General features: G+C 33.9%; 24 protein-coding genes and 1 tRNA gene. 10 read left to right on the top strand and 15 right to left on the bottom strand.

Annotated features, from left to right (window positions below; all coding sequences use genetic code 11):
- Window positions 1–11: 11 nt before the first annotated feature.
- Together FF52_RS10245 and FF52_RS10240 are read right to left on the bottom strand one after the other, a co-directional pair.
- Entirely contained in the window at window positions 12–2450 is a 2439-nt protein-coding gene (locus FF52_RS10245) for a hybrid sensor histidine kinase/response regulator (protein WP_008465203.1), read from the bottom strand.
- A 183-nt stretch (window positions 2451–2633) separates the two neighbouring features.
- Window positions 2634–4535, bottom strand: a complete 1902-nt coding sequence (locus tag FF52_RS10240; protein ID WP_008465202.1) for a S9 family peptidase — start codon at window positions 4533–4535, stop codon at window positions 2634–2636.
- A gap of 203 nt (window positions 4536–4738) precedes the next feature.
- Between FF52_RS10240 and FF52_RS10235 the strand changes: the two genes are divergently transcribed.
- From FF52_RS10235 to FF52_RS10215, 5 genes are all read left to right on the top strand, one after another.
- On the top strand, window positions 4739–5851 hold the full coding sequence (locus tag FF52_RS10235) for an NAD(P)/FAD-dependent oxidoreductase (protein WP_008465201.1): 1113 nt from the start codon (window positions 4739–4741) through the stop codon (window positions 5849–5851).
- Window positions 5851–6642 (top strand): monofunctional biosynthetic peptidoglycan transglycosylase, encoded by a 792-nt coding sequence (gene mtgA / locus FF52_RS10230; protein ID WP_008465200.1) that lies wholly within the window; start codon window positions 5851–5853, stop codon window positions 6640–6642. Before FF52_RS10235 ends, mtgA begins: the two co-directional genes overlap by 1 nt.
- Window positions 6617–7588: a lipid A deacylase LpxR family protein gene (locus FF52_RS10225; RefSeq protein WP_035691394.1), complete on the top strand. Its 972-nt coding sequence runs from the start codon at window positions 6617–6619 to the stop codon at window positions 7586–7588. The genes mtgA and FF52_RS10225 overlap by 26 nt, the downstream gene beginning before the upstream one ends.
- Before the next feature lie 146 nt (window positions 7589–7734).
- A complete protein-coding gene (locus tag FF52_RS10220) occupies window positions 7735–7938 on the top strand; it encodes a hypothetical protein (RefSeq protein WP_008465197.1) in 204 nt (67 codons plus the stop codon).
- A complete protein-coding gene (locus FF52_RS10215) occupies window positions 7928–8572 on the top strand; it encodes a TRADD-N-associated membrane domain-containing protein (RefSeq protein ID WP_008465194.1) in 645 nt (214 codons plus the stop codon). The genes FF52_RS10220 and FF52_RS10215 overlap by 11 nt, the downstream gene beginning before the upstream one ends.
- Before the next feature lie 56 nt (window positions 8573–8628).
- On the opposite strand, the gene FF52_RS10210 is transcribed toward FF52_RS10215, so the two are convergent.
- From FF52_RS10210 to FF52_RS10195, 4 genes are all read right to left on the bottom strand, one after another.
- Complete coding sequence (locus FF52_RS10210) at window positions 8629–9012, bottom strand: helix-turn-helix domain-containing protein (protein WP_008465192.1); 384 nt, start codon at window positions 9010–9012, stop codon at window positions 8629–8631.
- A 111-nt stretch (window positions 9013–9123) separates the two neighbouring features.
- A complete protein-coding gene (locus FF52_RS10205) occupies window positions 9124–9555 on the bottom strand; it encodes a YybH family protein (protein WP_008465190.1) in 432 nt (143 codons plus the stop codon).
- A 27-nt stretch (window positions 9556–9582) separates the two neighbouring features.
- A complete protein-coding gene (locus tag FF52_RS10200) occupies window positions 9583–10173 on the bottom strand; it encodes a hypothetical protein (RefSeq protein WP_035691337.1) in 591 nt (196 codons plus the stop codon).
- Entirely contained in the window at window positions 10170–10613 is a 444-nt protein-coding gene (locus tag FF52_RS10195) for a hypothetical protein (RefSeq protein ID WP_008465184.1), read from the bottom strand. The genes FF52_RS10200 and FF52_RS10195 overlap by 4 nt, the downstream gene beginning before the upstream one ends.
- Window positions 10614–10812: 199 nt before the next feature.
- Between FF52_RS10195 and FF52_RS23755 the strand changes: the two genes are divergently transcribed.
- On the top strand, window positions 10813–10989 hold the full coding sequence (locus FF52_RS23755) for a hypothetical protein (protein ID WP_008465182.1): 177 nt from the start codon (window positions 10813–10815) through the stop codon (window positions 10987–10989).
- Window positions 10990–11096: 107 nt separating this feature from the next.
- Here FF52_RS23755 and FF52_RS10190 read toward each other — a convergent pair.
- Window positions 11097–11170: transfer RNA gene (locus tag FF52_RS10190), tRNA-Ala, on the bottom strand.
- Between the two features lie 266 nt (window positions 11171–11436).
- Here FF52_RS10190 and FF52_RS10175 point away from each other — a divergent pair.
- The 4 genes from FF52_RS10175 to FF52_RS10165 all read left to right on the top strand — a co-directional run bounded on the left by FF52_RS10175 (window position 11437) and on the right by FF52_RS10165 (window position 13794).
- Entirely contained in the window at window positions 11437–12201 is a 765-nt protein-coding gene (locus FF52_RS10175; RefSeq protein ID WP_008465180.1) for an enoyl-CoA hydratase/isomerase family protein, read from the top strand.
- 89 nt (window positions 12202–12290) lie between these two features.
- Complete coding sequence (locus FF52_RS23750; RefSeq protein ID WP_008465178.1) at window positions 12291–12467, top strand: hypothetical protein; 177 nt, start codon at window positions 12291–12293, stop codon at window positions 12465–12467.
- Between the two features lie 33 nt (window positions 12468–12500).
- Entirely contained in the window at window positions 12501–12953 is a 453-nt protein-coding gene (locus FF52_RS10170) for a 6-pyruvoyl trahydropterin synthase family protein (protein WP_008465176.1), read from the top strand.
- A 97-nt stretch (window positions 12954–13050) separates the two neighbouring features.
- Window positions 13051–13794 carry a UDP-2,3-diacylglucosamine diphosphatase gene (locus FF52_RS10165; RefSeq protein ID WP_008465174.1) on the top strand — a complete coding sequence of 248 codons (744 nt, stop codon included), beginning with the start codon at window positions 13051–13053 and terminating at the stop codon, window positions 13792–13794.
- Here FF52_RS10165 and FF52_RS10160 read toward each other — a convergent pair whose 3' ends face one another.
- From FF52_RS10160 to rsmI, 8 genes are all read right to left on the bottom strand, one after another.
- The gene (locus tag FF52_RS10160) at window positions 13795–15003 is read right to left on the bottom strand and encodes a cytochrome c3 family protein (RefSeq protein WP_008465172.1); all 1209 of its coding nucleotides are present in this window, start codon (window positions 15001–15003) and stop codon (window positions 13795–13797) included. It lies immediately after the preceding gene.
- 83 nt (window positions 15004–15086) lie between these two features.
- On the bottom strand, window positions 15087–15443 hold the full coding sequence (locus tag FF52_RS10155; protein WP_008465169.1) for a hypothetical protein: 357 nt from the start codon (window positions 15441–15443) through the stop codon (window positions 15087–15089).
- 91 nt (window positions 15444–15534) lie between these two features.
- Complete coding sequence (locus FF52_RS10150) at window positions 15535–15891, bottom strand: hypothetical protein (RefSeq protein WP_008465168.1); 357 nt, start codon at window positions 15889–15891, stop codon at window positions 15535–15537.
- A 160-nt stretch (window positions 15892–16051) separates the two neighbouring features.
- A complete protein-coding gene (locus FF52_RS10145) occupies window positions 16052–16966 on the bottom strand; it encodes an alpha/beta fold hydrolase (protein ID WP_008465167.1) in 915 nt (304 codons plus the stop codon).
- A complete protein-coding gene (locus tag FF52_RS10140; RefSeq protein WP_008465166.1) occupies window positions 16967–18250 on the bottom strand; it encodes an MFS transporter in 1284 nt (427 codons plus the stop codon). It lies immediately after the preceding gene.
- Window positions 18237–19940, bottom strand: a complete 1704-nt coding sequence (gene recJ / locus FF52_RS10135) for a single-stranded-DNA-specific exonuclease RecJ (protein ID WP_008465165.1) — start codon at window positions 19938–19940, stop codon at window positions 18237–18239. Before recJ ends, FF52_RS10140 begins: the two co-directional genes overlap by 14 nt.
- Window positions 19941–20249: 309 nt before the next feature.
- Complete coding sequence (locus FF52_RS10130; RefSeq protein ID WP_008465164.1) at window positions 20250–20594, bottom strand: HopJ type III effector protein; 345 nt, start codon at window positions 20592–20594, stop codon at window positions 20250–20252.
- A gap of 99 nt (window positions 20595–20693) precedes the next feature.
- Window positions 20694–21413, bottom strand: coding sequence for a 16S rRNA (cytidine(1402)-2'-O)-methyltransferase (gene rsmI / locus FF52_RS10125; protein WP_008465163.1), 720 nt, complete (start codon window positions 21411–21413; stop codon window positions 20694–20696).
- Between the last annotated feature and the right edge of the window lie 5 nt (window positions 21414–21418).

Below are 21418 nucleotides of genomic sequence, written 5' to 3'. Positions count from 1 at the left end.
AAAAGAGTTTTTTAAATCTCGTGTTTTAATTCTTCAAAAAGAACTTTTATTTTCTCATGTAAATCTGAGTAAGTTGCTTTTATATCAATCGTATCTAAATCTTCTTTTTCGAGATCTTTTAAAAGCTCACCAATTTCATTCGCCTGAATTTGTTTGAACATCGGAGCAATACGATGCGTGATAGATTTTATTTCATCATAATTTTTTTCTTGAACCGCGATTTTCAAAAAGCCTAAATTTTCTACTGTCGTGTCAATAAAAGATTTTAAAACTTCTTTTAACGCCAATTCGTCTTGTCCCAAAAAATCTTTCAAAGTTTCGAGAGAATAGATTTGAGAAGCATTAGTTGTGCTCTCAATATATTCATTCACAGGAATTTCTTCATGATCCAAAATATGCTGAATCGTTTCCAATAAAATTTTTGGCGAATAAGGTTTCTTTATAACCGTAGTAAAACCAGCATTTTTATATACCGAAAGATCCAAATCTGTACGTCCTGTAAGTGCAATGACAGGCTGATTTTTAAATACAGTTTCGGGAAGCTCGCGAAGTTTCTCTAAAAACAAAAATCCGTCGATTTCTGGCATTTGAATATCAGTAATGACAAAATCAAAATGCGTATTTCGAAGCGCTTCTAGAGCTTTAGCAGGATTGGTAAACGATAAAACCTGATGCTGTTCCTGTTTTAAAACACCGCTGGTCAAATTCAAGAGATTTATATCGTCATCTACCACAATAAAAGTTTGTTTTTTGATTTTTTTTGAAAGTTTGCTTTTGGTTTCGTTTAAAATAATATTCCCCTGGCTACTATCAAATAATAATGGCAACTGAATAGTAAATGTGCTTCCTTTCCCAAAAATACTTTCTAAACTTAAGCTTCCGCCCAAAATAGAAATGATCTTCTGGCAAATTGATAATCCTAAACCGGTTCCGCCATATTTCTTTTCAATGTTCTCATTAGCTTGCGCAAATTCTTCAAAAACCAATTTCTGATTCGCTTTTTCAATTCCAATTCCAGTATCTTGAATCGAAATTGTAAAAAACTGATCGTCATTCGCGTAAGCGGCAATTCGAATATGACCTTCTTCGGTAAATTTATAAGCATTTCCAATAATGTTGGTCAGAATCTGTTTTAAACGAAAAGGATCGCCAACAATGCGTTTCTGAAACTGCTCATCTACGTTGATGATCAGATCGATGTCTTTCTGTTTGTAAACCGTCTGAATGTTTCTAGCAACATCTTCAATAATTTCGGGTAATGAAAACGGAACTTTTTCTATAGAAATTTTTCCTGCTTCAATCTGCGAAAAATCCAATAAATCCTGAACAAGCTGAGTTATATATTCAGACGAATTTTTAATGTTTTTAATGAAATAAGATTGCTTGGTATTGACATCTGAATTGCCTAAAAGTTCAGAATAACCGACAATGGTACTCAAAGGAGTTTTTAGATCGTGGCTTACAGTTGAAATTAATTGCTCGCGGCTTTTCAACAGATTTTTGGTTTTAAAATTCGCGATTTCAAGCTGTTTTTTGTACAACTGAGATTTCGAATAATCGCTGACAATCAAAATTGAGAAAAAGACTGTCAGCAACAAACCAATAACAGCAGAAGCCGTAACAATTTCGTTGACTCTTTTTAATGATTTTTCTTTTAATGAATTGTTCTTTATCGAATTGATGATAATCTCTCGCTCAATAATTCGAAGTATTTTTCTTAGCTGATCTGAAATGGCGATTTCATTTTGAAGCAATTTGTTTTCTTCAAAATTCAAAGATTCTTTCTTTTTTTCGGCTTTTATTTTTACAGAACTCAAAAGCTTTTTAGAATTGGCCAAAATAGAATCTGAAGCTTTTTTGCTCAGCGTGTTAGTGCTGTCATCAGGAATGTTCGAATTTAAATAATCGACATAACGCTGCAGAACACTTCGCTGGTAACTTCCTAATTGATTCGGGTTTTTGGTGAAATCCTGAAGTTCGAGTTTTCTAAGATTAAACTCCATTTTAGTGATTTCGTCAATCGCATTATTTACAGAAGTTTCATCGTCTGCTTTATTCTTGATTTCTCTTAATTGCTTGATGTTTTCTGTCTTTTCTGCCAAGAAATAAGTGACACTATCCAAAAGTGTTTTCTGGTATTCTGTCGTAACAATCTGTTTTAAAGTATCGATACGTTTGCGAAGCGAATCGGTTTCGATCAGATAATTTTTAAAATCTTTTTCAGAATTATTCTGAATTGTCTGTCTGGCTAAGCTCTCAGTTTTATAGACATTCGAATAAAGTCGGCTGACTCTAAGGATTTTGGTTTTTTCTAGAGCAATTTTATCTTCAAGTTTGTTATAAACCACATTTTCAGAATACAGAAACCACCCAACTGTAACAACCAAAGCCAATAATGCAACATAGCTGAATAAAACTTTGATTGCGGTGTAACTTCTTTTGGTCTCCATATTTTGCTTGAAAGATTTAGGATTCGGTTCGATTTTCGGGGATTAAAAACATTGCAATTTATCTAAAAAAATCTGTTTACGGAATAGTAAATTGGTCAATATCTTACATAATTCTAATGTCTAAAAACAGAAACAGCCGTAGATTATGTAAATCTACGGCTGTCAAATTATGTTTTTTGCTAATTATAAAGTCTCATCCAACCATTTGAAGAATTCACCTTGCCAAACTTGAGCATTTTGCGGTTTTAAAACCCAGTGGTTTTCATCTGGGAAATACACAAATCGGCTTTTAATTCCTCTTAATTGAGCTGCTTGAAAAGCTTCTTGTCCTTGCCCGATTGGCACACGGAAATCTTTACCTCCTTGGAAAATTAAAATTGGCTTATTCCAATTCTGAACCAAAGTTGCAGGGTTGAAAGTAGTATACGCTTTTTGTGCTACAGCGTTATCTTTTTCCCAATATGGTCCTCCAAAATCCCAGTTATTGAAGAAAACTTCCTCAGTTGTTCCTAACATTGAAACGGTATTGAAAACACCATCGTGAGCGATGAAAGTTTTGAAACGGTTTTTGTGGATTCCAGCTAAATAAAATACAGAATATCCTCCGTAACTAGCTCCAACGCAACCCAAACGGCTTTTGTCAACATAGCTTTCTTTTGCCACATCATCAATGGCAGAAAGGTAATCGTCCATAACTTGTCCGCCCCAATCTTTACTGATTTGTTCATTCCACTCAACACCATGTCCTGGCATTCCGCGGCGGTTTGGCGCTACGACTACATAGCCTTTTGCAGCCATTAAAGAGAAATTCCAACGGAAAGAGTAAGATTGTGTCAATGGACTTTGTGGTCCTCCTTGACAGAATAATAAAGTTGGATATTTTTTAGCAGCATCAAAATTTGGAGGTAAGATTACCCAAACAAGCATTTTTTTGCCGTCGGTTGTAGTAACATAACGTCTTTCGGTTTTGCTTAAAGCTAAAGTTTTATACGTTTCTGTATTGATGTTTGATAATTGTTTCCAAGTATTTTTTTTCAAATTGAAAGAATATATTTCTCCAGCGTGATTCATGTCTGTTCTAGTAACAATAATATCATCTCCAGAGAAACCAATTAAATCATTCACATCAAAATCTCCGTTTGTCAATTGGCGAACATTGATTGCGATTTTAGTCAAACCAGGAAAATTAACTGAGAAAAGTTGTTTTGTACCATCAATTGGCGCCACAAAAAATACTGTTTTCCCGTCTTTACTCCAGATAAAATTATCTACAGTTCCGTCCCAGTTTGCTGTCAAGTTAGTTTTGATGCCTTTAAATTCAACAATAATATCGTTTTTATCAGACTCGTAACCGTCACGTTTCATTTGCAGCCAAGATAAATTTCCTGTTGGAGAAAATTGCGGTGCAGTATCATAACCTAAATTACCTTCGGTTTTATTAATTGTTTTTTGAGTTTCTAAATTGTACTCATAAATGTCTGTGTTGGTAGAAATAGCATATGCAGTTCCCGCTTTTTTCTTGCAAACATAGAAAATGCTTTTGCTGTCTGGCGACCAGATATAATCTTCGTCACCGCCAAAAGGTTTTTGTGGAGAATCGAAATTTTCACCTTTCATGATGTCGGTTCCTTTTGCTCCGTCTTTGTTTTCTTTATAAAAAACGTGATTAAACTTTCCTTCGTTCCAAGTATCCCAGTGACGATAATCTAATCCGTCATAAATTTGAGCATCAGATTTTGTTAGACTTGGATAAAAATCTTTACCTAAAACACTTTCAAGTTTTACTTCTTCATTGTAAACGACAAATTTTCCGTCAGGCGAAATATTTTTATCAGCTAAAATTTCTTTAGTGTCTTTAATCTCAGTTGCAGTTCCTCCGTTTACAGGGATCGTGTAGATTTTAGAAGTCGATTTGTTATCGGCCACAGAAGGCGTTGAAACTTTAAAAACGACATTTTTTGCATCTTTAGAAATGCCAAGAGGCGTCACTCTCCCTAATTTCCATAACAATTCTGGTGACATTACATTCTGTCCGATAGCATTTAAACTCATCATTATTAAGGTTGTTAATACTACTTTTTTCATAATTAATTATTCTATTTTTTGTGCGCTAAAAATACAACATTTAAATTCCAAGTTGTTAAATTCCAAATCCCAATTATTGTTAAAATTCTGAGATAAATTTTTTCGCCACGAATTCACGAATTTTTATTCTCAAAGATTATCAAAAAATAATTCGTGAATTTGTAGCTATCAAAAAATCAGTATTTTTATAAAAAACTCTGAAAATGGAACTAAGCTATTGGGAACTTAAAAATTGGTTCACGAATGTAGATTACACAATTGTGGGTAGCGGAATTGTAGGTCTTCATACTGCATTACGCTTGCGCGAAAGATTTCCTGCTGCTAAAATTCTGGTTCTCGAACGCGGAATGTTGCCACAAGGCGCCAGTACAAAAAATGCCGGTTTTGCCTGTTTCGGAAGTCTTTCTGAAATTATGGATGACTTAAAAACGCATTCAGAAGAAGATGTTGTGGCACTTATTGAGAAACGCTGGAAAGGACTTCAGTTGCTTCGAAAAAGGTTAGGTGATAAGGCCATTGATTTTAAACCTCATGGCGGATATGAATTGTTTTTGAAAGAAGATGAATTTGGATTTAATGAATGCATTTCTAAAATTCCGTTTATCAATGAAGTTTTAAAACCACTTTTCAAGACCGATGTTTTTTCGAAAGAAGTAGACCGATTCGGATTTCAAAATATTCAGGATTATTTAATTTTTAATCCGTTTGAAGCTCAGATTGATACTGGAAATATGATGCAGGAATTGCTAAGGCAAGCTGTTTCTTCAACTATTTTAATTCTAAATCAGCAGACAGTTACTTCCTATCTTGATGCAGGGAATCATGTCGAAGTGGTTTTAAATGATTTTAGCTTTAAAACACAAAAACTGCTTTTTGCAACCAATGGTTTTGCAAGCTCTTTGACAAACGGAGCAGTAAAGCCAGCCAGAGCGCAAGTGCTTATTACAGAACCAATTCACAATTTAGACATCAAAGGTACGTTTCATTTAGACCGCGGTTATTATTATTTCAGAAATATTGGCGATCGAATTTTATTAGGCGGAGGAAGAAACCTTGATTTTGAGGGAGAAACAACTACCGAATTTGGACAGACGAAAATTATTCAAAATAAATTGGAAGATTTGCTGAAAAATGTAATTTTACCAAATCAGGATTTTCAGATTTCGCATCGTTGGAGCGGTATTATGGGAGTCGGAAATAGTAAGAATCCTGTCGTGACCCAGCTTTCTGAAAATGTGTTCTGCGGAGTGCGTCTAGGCGGAATGGGAGTGGCAATAGGAAGTTTAATAGGAACAGAATTAGCAGATTTAATATAATGGCAGCAACCAAAAAACCAGCACCAAAAAAAACAACAGCAAGCAAACCAAAACCTAAAACGTCTTCCAAAAAATCGAATCGTTCTTTTGGCGAAAAAGTAAAATGGTTTTTTATTAAAGCGGCTTTATGGTTTTTTGGATTATCAATTGGGTCGGTTATATTTTTTAAATACGTTCCAGTGCCATTTACGCCATTAATGCTCATTCGTGCCATCGAAAATAAAATGGCTGGTAAAGAAGTTTATTTTGACCACGATTGGGAACCGATTGATAAAATATCAATGAATTTGCAAAAAGCTGTAATTGCAAGTGAAGACGGAACTTTTTTAACCCACAATGGTTTCGATTTTAAAGCACTTCAAAAAGCGTATAAAAGTAACGAACGCGGACGCCGAATTAGAGGCGGAAGCACCATTTCGCAACAGACGGCCAAAAATGTCTTTTTATGGCAAGGAAAAAGTTATTTCCGTAAAGGTCTCGAAGCTTATTTTACGATTCTAATAGAATTGATCTGGGGCAAAGAACGCATTATGGAAGTGTATTTGAACAGTATTGAAATGGGTGATGGTGTTTACGGCGCCTATGCAGCTACAGAACATTGGTACCGAAGAGACGCTTCGAGTTTGACTCCAATGCAAGCAGCTGGAATTGCGGCGATATTGCCAAACCCAAGAAAATTTAAAGCTACAGGTTCTTCAAGCTACATTAATAGAAGAAAGGAAAGAATTGTGCGAGAGATGCGTTATGTTGGAAAAATCAATTACAATGGAAAAGAAGAAAAGAAAAAGTAAAAAAGCGCTTTTTGCTTTTCTGATTTTGACTGTAACGTTAACTTTTGGGCAAGGAAAAACAACAGAAATAGGCTTTATATCGGATAACGATTTGTACACATCGTCTAAATACGATATGTATTATACCAATGGCTTGGAACTCTTTTATCGATTTTTATCTAAAAACAACAGAGAGAAAATCAATAAAGAAATTACCGAATTTAGAATTGGGCAATATCTTTATAATCCACGTTTTCTAAACAAAGAGGCCGTTACGATAAACGATCGTCCTTTTGCGGGTTATCTTTTTGCAGAAGTTGGAAAAAGCTTTTTTTATCAGAGCGAATCAGTTTTAAAGACCGATTTTCAAATTGGCTTTCTTGGGCCAAATGCATTTGGAGAGGAATTGCAAGAGGGTTTTCATAAATTGATCGGCTACAAAAAAGTATATGGTTGGGAAAACCAGATTCATAATGCTTTAGGATTGCAAGCGCATATTATTTATTCAAAAAAAATGTTTCCTTCAAAACATAATGATTTTGTAGATCTTCATTGGCAGTCAGAAGGCAATCTGGGAACTATTTTCTCAGGAGTTTCTACAGGATTTATGGCGAGATTTGGATTTAAAAAACTCCTTCCAATTTATGATTCTAATATGTATAATGCTTCGGTAAGTGCAAATGAACAGCTAAATATTAGAGAGTTTTATTTCTACGCAGCGCCAAGCGTCAATTACCAGTTTTATGATGCTACAATTGAAGGAAGCATGTTTAACGATACAAGTCCAATCACTTTCGATTTGGAACCGCTTCGTTTCAATGCCGAAGCTGGTTTGAAATACCGACACAACAACTTCAACATATCTTATTCTTTCCTCTATCGCGGAAGAGAATTGAATGATCCTGGAATTGATACTAATTCTGGATATTTTTATGGGTCAATAAGGATGGGGTTTTTGTTGAGATGATAATTATTGATTTGATTTTATTGAAGATTAAATTTGTAATCTTTAAAGATTAATTATATTAAGAGATTTTTTTTTAATTTATGTTTTCGAAAAAAAAAGATATAAGGAGAAGGAACTATTAGAAATAAATTTTAAATATTAAAAAGATGAAAAAACAAAAAGTAGTAGCAGTAAATGTTTTATCAAGAACAACTGGAGGTGAAAATACGGGTTTTAAAGAGCTTGAATTTAGTGTTATAAATAAATATTTAGATGAAGGATATAAAGTAGTTCAAGTTTACCAAATTGCTCCAAGCCCTCAATTATATGTTGTGACAATAACATTTATTCTTGAAAAGGATGACAACTAATATTGAAAGTTTTAGTGAATATTTTAGATTATTGCTTCCAATAATTCTTGCATTTGCATCTGTTTCATTTCTTTCAAATTTTCTATTAAAAACAAAATTTGAAAGAATAAAAAATGAGAATGATATGACTCAAGAAACGGAATCAAATTATTATACAACTCCCGATATTGGATTGTCGACAAATGAAAGACAATTTGAATTACTTAAAAGATATCACTCTCAAGGTTTATTTCAATCAAGAATTAGTTTTTGGTTTAGTTTAATTTTTGCGACGTTAGGTTTTGCTATAATAGCCTTTGCAATTCTTTCAACAGATAATAGTAAAACATTTTGGTCTCAAAGTAATTCTATAATTTCATTGATTTCAGGTACTATAATTGATAGTGTTTCCGCTTTATTCTTTGTACAATCTAATAAAAGTAGGGAATTGATGGCAAATTTCTTTGATAAATTAAGAACGGATAGAAAAATAGAAGAATCTTTAAAATTATGCGATGAAATTCCAGATGAATATTTGAGAAGTAAATTAAAGTTGATTTTATCGCTTCATTTTGCAGAGATAACGCCGAGCGATGCAATTATTTCTATGGTATTTAAAGAATTACAAGAAAGAAAAGACGGCGAATTTGTATAAGTAAAAAAAGCCACTCTTTTTAAGAATGGCTTTTTACTATAATTAAATCGAAAGACCTATTTATCCTTCATTAATTTCTCCAAATATTCAACTTTATCTTTTTCGGCTTGAACCAAACGTTCATAAAGTTCAACGACTTTATCAAGAGGATTGAAACTGCAATGATTACTATTGAAGTTTCCTTGACTATCATTAAAAGTATTAAAATAATTAAACACATTTTCTTCCGAAAAACTTTTTATAGCTTCTGGAGTTACACCAAGTGCTTTTGCTATTTCGGCAAGTTTATCTTCGTCTATAGTTTCGCTGTTTTCAATATTAGATATTGTTTGCTGACTTATTCCTAAAGCTTGTGCCAAAGCTTCCTGTTTCATATCACGAAGTTCACGAATACGGCTTATTTTTCGCCCTATATGATTTGGTTTTGTTGCTGTGCTCATAACATCAAAGGTATTTAAAAATCATTTACAAAATTTTTTTTGAGTAAAAAACAGATTCGTTTCTGTAAAATACGTTTTAAGTTTAAAAAAAATATTTTTTTTGTTTAGTAATTATCCCGAATGATCAACATACAAATACCAAACACCATTTATCTTTCGCATTATTCCCGAAAACTGCCCCGAACTGTTTTTCCCATTTGGAGCTTCAACACTAAACTTTGCGCTTACAAAAGCATCTTTTTTAGAAAGTGGTTCAACAACAAAATCCGTCATAGTCAATTTTCCCATTCTTTCTTTTGGCCAATATTTTTTGAAAAAATCGGCAATATTGTTTTTTCCGTAAACCACACCAGCGCTGTAAATCATACGAACCGAATCTACAGGAGCATAAAAATCAAGGTAACCTTCAAGATCACCATTGTTCCAACAAGCTTGCTGAGCTTTTAGACGGTCGAGTACTTGTTGTGAAATTTTATCTTGACAAATGCCTTTAAAAGAAAGCATTAGTAAAGAAGCAAAAAATAGTAGTTTTAAGTGACGCATATCGATAGTTTTAAGTTAATTCTAAATTTAATTGCTTTTTATTGCGGCAATATTTCCTGTCTTTTTATCGAAAGTAATGGTTTTGTTTGGTCCGCCATAAAAGAGGGTCAAAGTCAGCGTGCTATCGGTTTCATTTTTAAATAGAATATCTTTTGCTGTTCTGATTTTGATATCCAAATTATCATTCATAATCTCAGAATAGGTGCATTTGATAATTCTTTTTTCAAATAATCCCTTTTTCTCAATTACTTCCAACCACGGTTGGACCATCACGCCGTAGCCAACAATTTGCGCTCTGTAATTTTTGTTGAGATCTTTATTTTGATACAAACCTAAAGATGTGCTCGATAGCAGTAAAGCATAAAACGGAAGCATCATGGCCATAATACTAAGCGCAAATGTTACTAGTATTGCTGCTAAAAAGAGTTTTGAAATGAGTTTTTTCCGAAAAACAATGATAATTACAAAACTGCTTATTAGCCAAACCCATGATAATACTACATCACTATAATAACCGCGCAGACTGATTTCTTTAAAATAATATAAAAGACAATCCAGCACAAAAAACGCACAGATAATGAAATAAACCCGCAATATTATTTTTTTACTCTTACTCATAATTTTCCTAAAATATAATGTAAAGCAAAAAGCATAACAGTTGATAAAACTAGAATAGGGAAGAAGGAAAATGAAAGTGTGTACATAATTTCTTCATTCAGTAGATATGTGCTCCACGAAGATTCACGATCAACGAAAATGCCATAATTCCAGAGAAACCAAATCGAAATTAAGAAAACTAATTCAAGTCCGATTTGTAAATATTTGTTTTTTATGAGTGTAAACAGCAAAAAAACAATGGTTAGAAAAACGGTTGTGAATACGGACATTAAATAAGCATCATCAAAAAAAGAACAATCTAAACAACCACTTGACATTCTTTCAGAAAAGCTTCCCATTGCCCAGTAGATTTCTGCGAAAGTAAAAACGAAAAGAAAAACTGCAATAAGAATAAGTTTCTTTAAGAGTGAAAATATTTTGTTTTTTAAGTTCTGATTCATTTTGAAATGTTTGATAAGCTATAAAAAATATCCTGTTCGGAATTTTGTTTCACACAAAAATAGAAAACGGTTTTTAAAGAAATATCTTTCAAATAGTATAATTGCATCAAAACAAGTTTTGTTAAAAAATAAAATACTTAACTGTTTGATAACATGAAAGATAATTTTGATTATTTACCTTTAATTAAAATTTCAAATTATGGATATCAATTGGAATATAATAGCGATTGTAGCAATATTGGTAATTATTCTTGTTGTGCTAACAATCAGAAAAAATCAGAGAGAGAAAAAGAAATTGGAAAAGTTGCTAAACAACGATTTTAAAAAAGCTGAGAAAAAGAGAGTGGATGCAGATGATGCTGCAAATGAGAAATAGATAGAAATTTAAAAAATCTAAATAAACAGTTTGTCATTTCGAGCCTTCTTCGAAAAAATATTTATACTAAACCCCACAGGTTTTAAAACCTGTCGGGTTTAAATTTGTGGAGAATACCGGATTCGAACCGGTCGCCTCTACGCTGCCAGCGTAGCGCTCTAGCCAAATGAGCTAATCCCCCTGATTATTTCGGAGCATAGATTCGAACTGTCGCCTTCCCGATTTTTCATCGGGACGCTCTAGCCAAATGAGCTAATCCCCCTGATTATTTCGGAGTATAGATTCGAACTGTCGCCTTCCCGATTTTTCATCGTGACGCTCTAGCCAAATGAGCTAATCCCCCAAAGTCTTAACAAATAAAGTCAATTAATTCTCAAAAAACAAATTTCTGCAAGTTTCAGAGTAATTATTTTCAAAAGCGTAACTTTACCTTTAAATGTAATTTTTATGAGTCTAGAAAATACAAACGGAAGTTTAGAAACTTCTTTTCAAAATACGATTGCAACAGTTCAATTTGGTCATCCAGCCAGTAATTCTTTTCCGCGAACTTTATTAGATGCTTTGACTGCCGAGATAAATAGTTTAAGTCGAAATGAAGATGTTTCGGTTATTATTTTAAAAAGCGAAGGAAACAAAGCTTTTTGTTCAGGAGCTTCTTTTGATGAACTTTTGAAAGTCGAAAATGAAGAACAAGGCGTAGAATTCTTTTCGGGTTTTGCACATTTGCTGAATGCCATGCGAAATTGCAATAAAATTATAATCGGCCGTGTACAAGGAAAAGCTGTTGGCGGTGGTGTCGGAATTATTTCGGCTTGCGATTATGTTTTTGCAACTCCGCAAAGCGATATAAAACTGTCTGAATTAGCAATTGGAATAGGGCCATTCGTTATTGAACCAGCCGTTTCTAGGAAAATAGGAAAAACGGCAATGACACAAATGACCTTAGCAGCTCACGAATGGAAATCGGCAGATTGGGCTTTCCAGAAAGGTCTTTATTCGGATATAAGTGACTCCGAAAATTTAGATAAAGATGTCGAAAATTTTGCCCAAAGATTAAGCTCCTACAATCCCGAAGCGCTTTACGAAATGAAAAAGATTATTTGGGATGGAACAGAACAATGGGAATCTCTTTTGTTTGAACGTGCTGCCATTACGGGTAAATTGGTTTTGTCAGATTTCACTAAAAATGCTTTGCTTCAGTTTAAAAAATAGGTATGATATAAGTCATTGATTTTAGAAAAATAGGAGCATAGCTTTGAAAAAGTTTTAAAATCAAATTTTCACTACATAAATTATTGAACATGACTATTATTTCGCTAATGCAAAAAGTTGACATTGCAGAGAAAATTAAAGACGCTCCAGACAGTGGTTATCAAATTGGGGTTGTCATTGGATCTTTTATTCCGTTTCTGGTTTTGGGCGGAATTGCTTTGTGGATGTATACTCGTGCTAAAAAAAGAGCTAAAAACGGCAATTAATTTGTAAATTTGCAAGCTTAAAATTAAAAATCGATGAGTAATATCAGAATTACAAAACAATTTAGTTTCGAAACCGGTCACGCTTTGTACGGTTACGACGGAAAATGCAAGAACGTTCACGGACACAGTTATAAATTATCGGTAACGGTTATTGGATCGCCAATTACAGACCGATCGAATGTAAAGTTCGGAATGGTGATTGACTTTTCTGATCTAAAGAAAATTGTAAAAGAAGAAATCGTCGATCAATTTGATCATGCTACTGTTTTCAACCAAACAACTCCGCATGTCGAATTGGCAAATGAATTGAAAAACCGTGGGCATCATGTTATTTTGGTAGATTATCAGCCAACAAGCGAAAATATGGTGGTTGATTTTGCTGAAAGAATTAAAAATCGTCTGCCTGCTGGAATTTCTCTTTTCTCATTAAAACTTCAAGAAACAGAATCGTCTTTCGCAGAATGGTACGCTTCTGATAATCTTTAAAATTCCTAAAAAAGAAATTCTAAATTCCAACTTTTCGACTTCGCTCAAAGTGGCAAAAGTCTAAAATTCTAAGAAGTCTAACAATCTAAAAATCTAAATGAAAAAAATATATTTTGCTTCAGATCAGCATTTTGGTGCGCCAACTCCAGAAATGAGTTTGCCCCGCGAAAAAAAATTCGTGGCTTGGCTTGATGAGATTAAGGAAGACGCAGAAGCAATTTTTTTATTGGGAGATTTATTTGATTTTTGGTTTGAGTATAAAACGGTTGTCCCGAAAGGTTTTGTTCGAATTTTAGGAAAACTGGCAGAAATTCGCGACAGCGGAATTCCGATTTATTTTTTTGTTGGAAATCATGATTTGTGGATGAATGATTATTTTGAAACCGAATTAAATATTCCGGTTTATCACGATAATAAAGAATTTACTTTTAACGGAAAAACCTTTTTAATTGGTCACGGAGACGGAAAAGGTCCGGGCGATAAAGGTTACAAACGAATGAAAAAGGTATTTACCAATCCGTTTTCAAAATGGCTTTTCCGATGGTTGCATCCAGATGTTGGCGTGAGTTTGGCTCAATATTTATCGGTCAAAAACAAATTGATTTCTGGTGACGAAGATGTGAAGTTTCTAGGAGAAGAAAACGAATGGCTGGTTTTGTATGCCAAACGAAAACTAGAAACCAAACATTACAATTATTTTATCTTCGGACACCGCCATTTGCCTATGATTATTCCAGTTGGAGAAAACTCCGAATATGTAAATCTTGGAGATTGGATTGGATATTTTACTTACGGTGTTTTTGACGGCGAAAAATTCGAGCTTAAAAAATTCGAAAAATAATTACTTCGCATTCGGATAAATGCCAATTTTATGCGTTCGCAGAATATATTCAGAAAGCTGTTTGCTGTTTGAAAGCTGAAATTTAATTGCTCCAGACGCTTTTTTAGGCATATGGCATTCTACACAATTGCTGGCCAATAACTTCTCAGGCATTATTTTCAAAGTGGTTTCATTATGTTTTAAACCTTGATGGCAGCTCATACAGATTTTAGAGTATGAAGCCATATTTTTTGAAGCATTTTCATGAGGATTATGGCAGGTAATACAATCCATTTTGTCGCTTTTTATAAAGCATTTGCTCTGCGCCATCAATCGATACTGATTGCCATGAACATCAAAATTTATTGTGTCATTAATGCTTTTGGTTTCGCGAAAGAACTCCGATAAATTATCTCCAGGCTTAAACTCAAAACGCGATTTTAATTTCATTCCATCATTTCCTGCGTGACATAAAGCGCACGCATCTAATTTTTGCTGTCTGTTTAGAGTTTTGAAACTCGTAATGCTATTGCCAACTTTTACGTTTGGATTTTTTAAATGAAACTCAACGTGTTTTTTTGCGGGACCGTGGCAACGTTCACAATCAATTCCGTAAACAATTGTTTCCTTTCTAATGATATCCTCAACATCCATAGACAAGAAATTTTTATTTGCTGAACTCTGATCAACTGTTCTCGAACTTATATTCGAACTATGGCACGAATAGCAATCTTTTACCACCATACGGTCAAAATAAGGCTTGTCGGCAGGAAAGCCTGGACTTGTTGCCCAATTATTTATGGAGTGATAAAAAGAAACGGGAAGTTCGTAAGTATTGTTGTTTTTCCAATAAACAGAAGTCTGAGCATGTTTGGTTCCAAAAACAATTTCAAATTTATATTTAGCTGTTTCTTTACCGTTTTTATAAACAACTTGATACAAGCTGTCTCCACGTTTTTCCATCACCAATTTGGTTTCTTTATCATAAATGAAAGAATGATTTTTAGAATCGAAATCGCCAGAAACATTTTCTAAAATTGCTGGAGCGGTTGCTTTAAAATGCGAACTTTTGAATGCCATTTCAGATTCTACTTTATGGCATTGTATACAACTCTCAGATCCTGCATAATCAGTTCCGCGCGGATCAATATATTCTTCTGATTTGCTATTGCAGCCGACAAAGAGAATTGCCAGAATAAATAAAGTAAGTAGAAATGCAGCTTTTTTCATTGCTGTAAATATACTTTTTTTTGAATTGAATCAAAATAAATTTCAGTAATGAAAGAATGCTGTTAAAATATTTAGAATGCTTTTTAATTCATGCCAACTCCATAAACATATTCATCTAGTTCAATTCTGAATAAAGAACCTTCGACCAAATCTTTTATCGATTTTAATTCGGTCATGTTTACAGCCAAATCTATAGAGTTGCAAGGTGTTTTCAATAAAAACTTATGGCAAGAATATTTCATTTCGCATGCTTCGCAACAAGCATTTTCAATCATGCTATCTTCAATCAAATCACAAAAATGATTTAATTCTTGAACTGTAAAATAAAAACCAGTTTCCTTAAAAACCAATTGCACTTTGTCTGAAATTGTAGTGTTATGATCTTTCCAGTAAAAAGCTATTCCAAAGTTATTATGATATATTTGTTCAATTTCTCTCATCGTAAATCCTTTTATTCCAACAAATATAAATATTATTTATATTAATTCTAAATAAAAAAATCATAAAAGTTTAAACTTTGCTCAGTTTACTTTAGTTCATACCAGAGCCGTAAATATATTCGTTGAGATGAAGTCGAAATAAAGAACCATCAACTAAGTCTTTTATAGAATCTAATTCCTTCGGTGATATTTCTAAATCTATAGCAACATAGGGAGTTTTCAATAAAAATTTATCGAAGGCGCGTTTTACGCCATTTGTATCGTAATCATTATGGTCTGTTACGCAGTCTTCAATTAAATTGTGAAATTCATTTAACTCTTGAACTGAAAAATAAAATCCCATTTGTTTAAAAAGCAACTGGATTTTATCTGATATAATTTCGTTGCCTTCTTTCCAGTAAAATGAAATTCCAAAATCGTTTCGGTATATCTGCTCGATGTCATTCATGGCAATTTTTTTAGGCCACAAAGATACGAACTCTTTGTACTAATACTTGATTAATAAAAGCATAAAAAAAAGCTAAAAACCAATATTACTATTTGATTTTTAGCTATTTATAAAGTGTTTGTGATTTTGATCTTTTATGAAATTCTATCTCATTATAAGATTATTTCAGCCAATTTTTTAGCTTAGAAATAAATGCCGACTGTTGGTCAACAAATAAATAATGAGAGCAATTGTCAAGAAAAGCGAAGTGATTTTCTCCAGTTATTGCTTTAAGAGAATTAATTTGTGCCGATGAAAAAATACCGTCATCTTTTCCGTAAATTCCATAAATAGGAACTCCAGCAGATTTGATTTTCTTTAAAACAGGGCGTGTATCAATATTATTTTGCTTTTCGTTTTGATAAAAAAGAAGTGGAGCATTTTTGTTTCGAATATTGGTTTTATAAAATTCTCCAGCTTCGTAATTGGCGTATAATTTTTTAGATTCTGCTGTTGGATTTGGCATTTTAAAAAAGCCATTTTCACCAGCAAGTTCGTAGCATCCTTTTCTATATTCGGCTGAATTTTTATTTAAATTTTCTACAATACTGATTTTCCTTAGTTGTTCAGAATCATTATTGTATTTTCTTTTCAATGTATTTAAAATATGATCGTACGTTTCCTGTTGAGAGAATAATGCTCCAGCCAAAACCAAAGCGCTCACATTCTTCGGGTATTTATTAGTATAAAGTGTAGCCACCAAACCGCCAAAACTATGGCCTAGAATAATGGCTTTCTTTAAATGGTAGGTTGCATAAATAAAATTTAAATCTTGAAAAGCTTCTTCAAAAGTGAATTTTGCATTAGGATATTGAGATCTTCCTTCGCCTCTTCGGTCATAAGCAATAACATAAAAACCTTGATCGGCTAGTTTTTGAGCTGTTGTTCCCTCAAACAAAGTTGCGTTGCCACTTGGTCCGCCATGAATAAAAATTATGATTTTATCCTTTTTGTTACCGTAAGTTTTAATATACAGATTTTGTCCTTTTGCGAAAAAGGAAGATGCAAGAAACAAAGAAAGAAGAAATGACTTCATCTAATCCATTTTATGATGTTCATCCATATCTCTTTTCAAATCTAAGTTTCTAAAAGTTGGCGATTTCAATGCGGTTACAATTACTGTTAAAAGCGTAATGCTTCCTCCAAATACTACAGAAGTAACTGCTCCCATTAATTTGGCAGTTGCACCACTTTCAAAAGCACCTAATTCGTTTGAAGATCCCACAAAAATCGAGTTTACAGCACCAACGCGTCCGCGCATATGATCTGGAGTTTTTAGCTGTAAAATAGTCTGACGGATTACTACAGAAATTCCATCTGCCAACCCGCTTAAAAATAACGCGAAAACAGAAAGCCAGAAATAAGTCGAAAGACCAAATAAAATAATGGATAATCCGAAAACGAATATGGCTATCAAAAGTTTTTTTCCTGCATTTTTATATAATGGCACATAAGCCGAAACAATCATGGTAATAAAAGCGCCCACAGCAGGAGCAGCTCTCAAAATTCCGAAACCTTCAGAACCTACTTTCAAGATGTCTTGGGCGAAAACGGGCAATAATGCAACGGCTCCTCCGAAAAGTACAGCGATCATATCAAGCGATAAAGCACCTAAAACAACTTGGTTCTTGAATACAAAAGTTAAACCTTCTGTAAGGCTATCTTTAATTGATTCTCCAATTTTTGGATTGATGATTGGTTTTGCACTGATTTGCGATAAGGCGATTAAGGAAAGAATCGAGAATCCGAAAACAATACACATTGACCAGTGAACACCAATCCAGTTGATCGAAAATCCCGCCAATGCAGGCCCCATTACAGCTCCAATCTGCCAAACCGAACTGCTCCAAGTTGCAGCATTTGGATATACTTTTTTAGGAATAATTAAGGATAAAAGCGAGAAAATAGTTGGCCCCATAAAAGCACGAACCAATCCGCCAAAAAATACTAAAGCGTAAATAGAATACAAAATTACATTTGAAGACCAACCCACAACTACTTTTGGCCAAGTCAGTAGAAATAGCCCGAAACTGATTATCGAGAATCCTAAAATACATTTTACCAATAATCCTTTCTTTTCTTTTTGGTCAACAATATGTCCTGCGAATAATGCCATCCCAACGGCAGGTATAACTTCCATTAAGCCAATAATTCCTAACGAAAGTGGGTTTTTAGTTAAACTGTAAACTTCCCATTCGATTACAATAAACTGCATTGACCAGGCAAAAACCATTGCAAAACGCAATAATAAAAATACGTTGAATTCTTTATAACGAAGCGCCTGATACGGATCTGGCTTGTTGGATTTAATCTCTTCCATCTGTTCTAATGTCTTTCAGCATAAGCTGAGTTGAAATTGTACCGTTCCATTCATTTTCAGCAATAGTATACGCCAGCTGAAACGGATTTTGATTTTGTGCTATATTTAATTTTTTTCCGAGTCCAAAGCCAATTGCGGCGATTCCATCAGAATTATTTTGTTTAACGAAAAGTCTTAGATGTTCTTCTTCTGCGCCTAAAGTTTTCGCGTAACCAGTATCTTTTATATTTCTGGTCATAAAAACCGGCGTCATGTTTTGCGGACCAAATGGTTCAAATTGTTTTAAAATTCGAATGAGTTTTGGGGTGATATCTGAAAAATCAATTTCAGCATCGATTTCAATTTCTGGAGTTCTCATTTCAGGATGGATAGTTTCTCGCACGCATTTCTCAAAAGCTTCTTTAAAAAGCTGATAATTTTCGGCTTTCAAGGTCATTCCAGCGGCGTACATGTGTCCTCCAAATTGCTCCAAATGTTCTGAACAGGCATCTAGTGCATTATAAACATCAAAACCTTTTACAGATCGGGCAGAAGCGGCATATTTATCACCACTTTTTGTAAAAACCAAAGTCGGACGATAATAAGTTTCAATCAATCTTGAAGCCACAATTCCGATTACGCCTTTGTGCCAATCTTCCTGAAAAACAACCGTAGAAAAGCGTTCTTCTTCCTTGTTTTCTAAAATCTGTTGAAAAGCCTCTTTGGTAATTTTTTTATCTAAATCTTTTCGGTCCGCGTTGTATTGTTCAATTTCCGAAGCGAATTGCTGAGCTTGCTCAAAATTAAATTCAGTTAACAATTCAACTGCATGATTTCCGTGTTTGATTCTTCCTGCCGCATTAATTCTTGGTGAAATTATAAAAACAACATCGGTAATATCTAAAACTTTCTTTTTTACTTGATGGGTTAAAGCTTTAATTCCAGGTCTTGGCTCGCTATTAATGACTTTCAAACCAAAGTAAGCCAATACACGATTTTCTCCAGTTATCGGAACAATATCGGCTGCAATTGCTGTAGCCACTAAATCTAAATAAGGAACTAAATCTTCAATCGTTTGATTTCGATTCTGACCTAAAGCTTGAATTAGTTTAAAACCAACTCCGCAACCGCACAATTCATCGTAAGGGTAGGAGCAATCTTCTCTTTTTGGATCTAAAACTGCAACTGCATCAGGAAGAATTTCTCCAGGGCGGTGGTGATCACAAACAATAAAGTCAATGTTTTTGGTTTTCGCGTAAGCGATATGATCAATCGATTTGATGCCGCAGTCAAGAGCGATAATTAGGGAAATTCCGTTATCGTCTGCGTAATCAATTCCTTTATATGAAATTCCATAACCTTCGTCATACCGATCTGGAATATAAGTAGCAATATTTGGATAATGTGATTTCAAATAGGAAGAAACCAAAGAAACCGCTGTTGTTCCGTCAACATCATAATCGCCGAAAACTAAAATGTTTTCTTCATTTTGAATGGCTTGTTCGATTCGTGCAACGGCTTTGTCCATATCTTTCATTAAATACGGATCGTGAAGATGTTCTAAAGAAGGACGAAAGAAGTTTTTCGCATCTTCAAAAGTCGCAATTCCACGCTGAATTAGCAGTGATGCTACAAAATCTTCTACATTTAAAGCTTGCGCTAAATGTTTAATTTTTTCTTCAGATGGTTTTGGTTTTAAAGTCCAACGCATGGGTTGATTTTAAATTTTAAATTTTAGATTATTGATTTTAGATGGTAGATTTCTGAAATCGTTTAATCTGATTGGTAATTTTTTTTGCCACTCCCGATAACATCGGGATAAAAGATTTGAAAGGATTTTTAACCACAAATTACACAAATTTCCGCTAATTCAATTTGTGGGAATTTGTCTAATTTATGGTTTACTTTTTTATCGCTTCATCTGCGGCGGGTTATTTCGGCAACTTAGACAAAGTTTTGAGAATGTTAGATTGGTGGTTTTTGAAAAATCTAAAATCTACAATCTGAACTCTAAAATATGTTACTTCGCTTCTAAAGCATTTCCTTCAAACTGAATGCCGTCCCAGCCTAAGTTGATGAAATTTCTAATGTTTTGGTGATTTGTTCCATTTGGATCGCCTAAAACTTCTTCAAAATAAAAAGCTCCGAAGCAAGCTAAAGTTTCTTCTTTGCTTAAGTTTTGCAGTTTTGCGAAAGAAAACAATTTGCAAGAACCTGAATTTTCGCCCGCTGCATTATGCTGTGTTCCATTTTGAAAAGCAGTTGGAGTAAAGTTGTAATTTTCTTCAATTACTGCAATAGTCTCAGGAAATGTGATTTGTGTTGGAGTTTGTTTTACTTTTTCTAAAAAGGCTTGAATGCTCATGATTATGATTTAGTTTTTTAGCCACAGATTAAAAGGATTAAAAGGATTTTTTAGAATAATCTGTGAGAATCATTTTAACCTGTGGCTAACATTATTTTTTTATTCTTCATCATCCCTAGAAAACTTACTTTTCTTAGGTTCTTTTGTTATTGTCTTTCCAGCAACCACAACTACGATTTCGCCGCGTGGTGCTATTTTTTCGAAATGCGCTAAAACTTCTTTTGCGGTTCCACGTACATTTTCTTCATGTAATTTTGATAATTCTCTTGAAACGCAGACTTGTCTTTCTTCTCCAAAATACTGAACAAATTCGCTAAGAGTTTTAACGAGTTTATGTGGAGAAACGTATAAAATCATTGTTCGGGTTTCTTCGGCTAAAGCCAAAAAACGAGTCTGACGCCCTTTTTTATCGGGCAGAAAACCTTCAAAAACAAATTTATCATTTGGTAGCCCGCTGTTTACAAGTGCCGGGACAAAAGCAGTTGCTCCTGGAAGACATTCGACTTCAATTTTATTTTCAACACAAGCGCGAGTCAATAAAAAACCCGGATCTGAAATGGCTGGAGTTCCAGCGTCTGAAATCAAAGCGATGGTTTCGCCGGCTTTCAAACGAGCAATTAGGTTTTCGGTTGTTTTGTGTTCGTTGTGCATATGATGGCTGTGCATGTGCGTGCCAATTTCAAAATGCTTTAATAGTTTTCCGCTTGTGCGAGTATCTTCCGCCAAAATCAAATCGACTTCTTTCAAAACCCGAATGGCTCTAAAAGTCATGTCTTCAAGATTGCCAATTGGCGTTGGAACGATATATAATTTTGACATATTTT

The organism is Flavobacterium sp. F52 (genome assembly GCF_000278705.1).
Taxonomy (GTDB): Bacteria; Bacteroidota; Bacteroidia; order Flavobacteriales; family Flavobacteriaceae; genus Flavobacterium; species Flavobacterium anhuiense.
Note: the sequence above shows the minus strand (reverse complement) of the source record. Positions and strands in the feature narration are given on the sequence as shown.

Coding starts and splice junctions, on each gene's coding strand:
- FF52_RS10200 (WP_035691337.1), bottom strand. CDS start 10,173: ATGAGTAAGAGTAAAAAAATAATATTGCGGGTTTATTTCATTATCTGT.
- FF52_RS10215 (WP_008465194.1), top strand. CDS start 7,928: ATGACAACTAATATTGAAAGTTTTAGTGAATATTTTAGATTATTGCTT.
- FF52_RS10235 (WP_008465201.1), top strand. CDS start 4,739: ATGGAACTAAGCTATTGGGAACTTAAAAATTGGTTCACGAATGTAGAT.
- mtgA (WP_008465200.1), top strand. CDS start 5,851: ATGGCAGCAACCAAAAAACCAGCACCAAAAAAAACAACAGCAAGCAAA.
- FF52_RS10195 (WP_008465184.1), bottom strand. CDS start 10,613: ATGAATCAGAACTTAAAAAACAAAATATTTTCACTCTTAAAGAAACTT.
- FF52_RS10160 (WP_008465172.1), bottom strand. CDS start 15,003: ATGAAAAAAGCTGCATTTCTACTTACTTTATTTATTCTGGCAATTCTC.
- rsmI (WP_008465163.1), bottom strand. CDS start 21,413: ATGTCAAAATTATATATCGTTCCAACGCCAATTGGCAATCTTGAAGAC.
- FF52_RS10175 (WP_008465180.1), top strand. CDS start 11,437: ATGAGTCTAGAAAATACAAACGGAAGTTTAGAAACTTCTTTTCAAAAT.
- FF52_RS10245 (WP_008465203.1), bottom strand. CDS start 2,450: ATGGAGACCAAAAGAAGTTACACCGCAATCAAAGTTTTATTCAGCTAT.
- FF52_RS10220 (WP_008465197.1), top strand. CDS start 7,735: ATGAAAAAACAAAAAGTAGTAGCAGTAAATGTTTTATCAAGAACAACT.
- FF52_RS23755 (WP_008465182.1), top strand. CDS start 10,813: ATGGATATCAATTGGAATATAATAGCGATTGTAGCAATATTGGTAATT.
- FF52_RS10240 (WP_008465202.1), bottom strand. CDS start 4,535: ATGAAAAAAGTAGTATTAACAACCTTAATAATGATGAGTTTAAATGCT.
- FF52_RS10155 (WP_008465169.1), bottom strand. CDS start 15,443: ATGAGAGAAATTGAACAAATATATCATAATAACTTTGGAATAGCTTTT.
- FF52_RS23750 (WP_008465178.1), top strand. CDS start 12,291: ATGACTATTATTTCGCTAATGCAAAAAGTTGACATTGCAGAGAAAATT.
- FF52_RS10130 (WP_008465164.1), bottom strand. CDS start 20,594: ATGAGCATTCAAGCCTTTTTAGAAAAAGTAAAACAAACTCCAACACAA.
- FF52_RS10170 (WP_008465176.1), top strand. CDS start 12,501: ATGAGTAATATCAGAATTACAAAACAATTTAGTTTCGAAACCGGTCAC.
- FF52_RS10150 (WP_008465168.1), bottom strand. CDS start 15,891: ATGAATGACATCGAGCAGATATACCGAAACGATTTTGGAATTTCATTT.
- FF52_RS10165 (WP_008465174.1), top strand. CDS start 13,051: ATGAAAAAAATATATTTTGCTTCAGATCAGCATTTTGGTGCGCCAACT.
- FF52_RS10225 (WP_035691394.1), top strand. CDS start 6,617: ATGGAAAAGAAGAAAAGAAAAAGTAAAAAAGCGCTTTTTGCTTTTCTG.
- recJ (WP_008465165.1), bottom strand. CDS start 19,940: ATGCGTTGGACTTTAAAACCAAAACCATCTGAAGAAAAAATTAAACAT.
- FF52_RS10210 (WP_008465192.1), bottom strand. CDS start 9,012: ATGAGCACAGCAACAAAACCAAATCATATAGGGCGAAAAATAAGCCGT.
- FF52_RS10140 (WP_008465166.1), bottom strand. CDS start 18,250: ATGGAAGAGATTAAATCCAACAAGCCAGATCCGTATCAGGCGCTTCGT.
- FF52_RS10145 (WP_008465167.1), bottom strand. CDS start 16,966: ATGAAGTCATTTCTTCTTTCTTTGTTTCTTGCATCTTCCTTTTTCGCA.
- FF52_RS10205 (WP_008465190.1), bottom strand. CDS start 9,555: ATGCGTCACTTAAAACTACTATTTTTTGCTTCTTTACTAATGCTTTCT.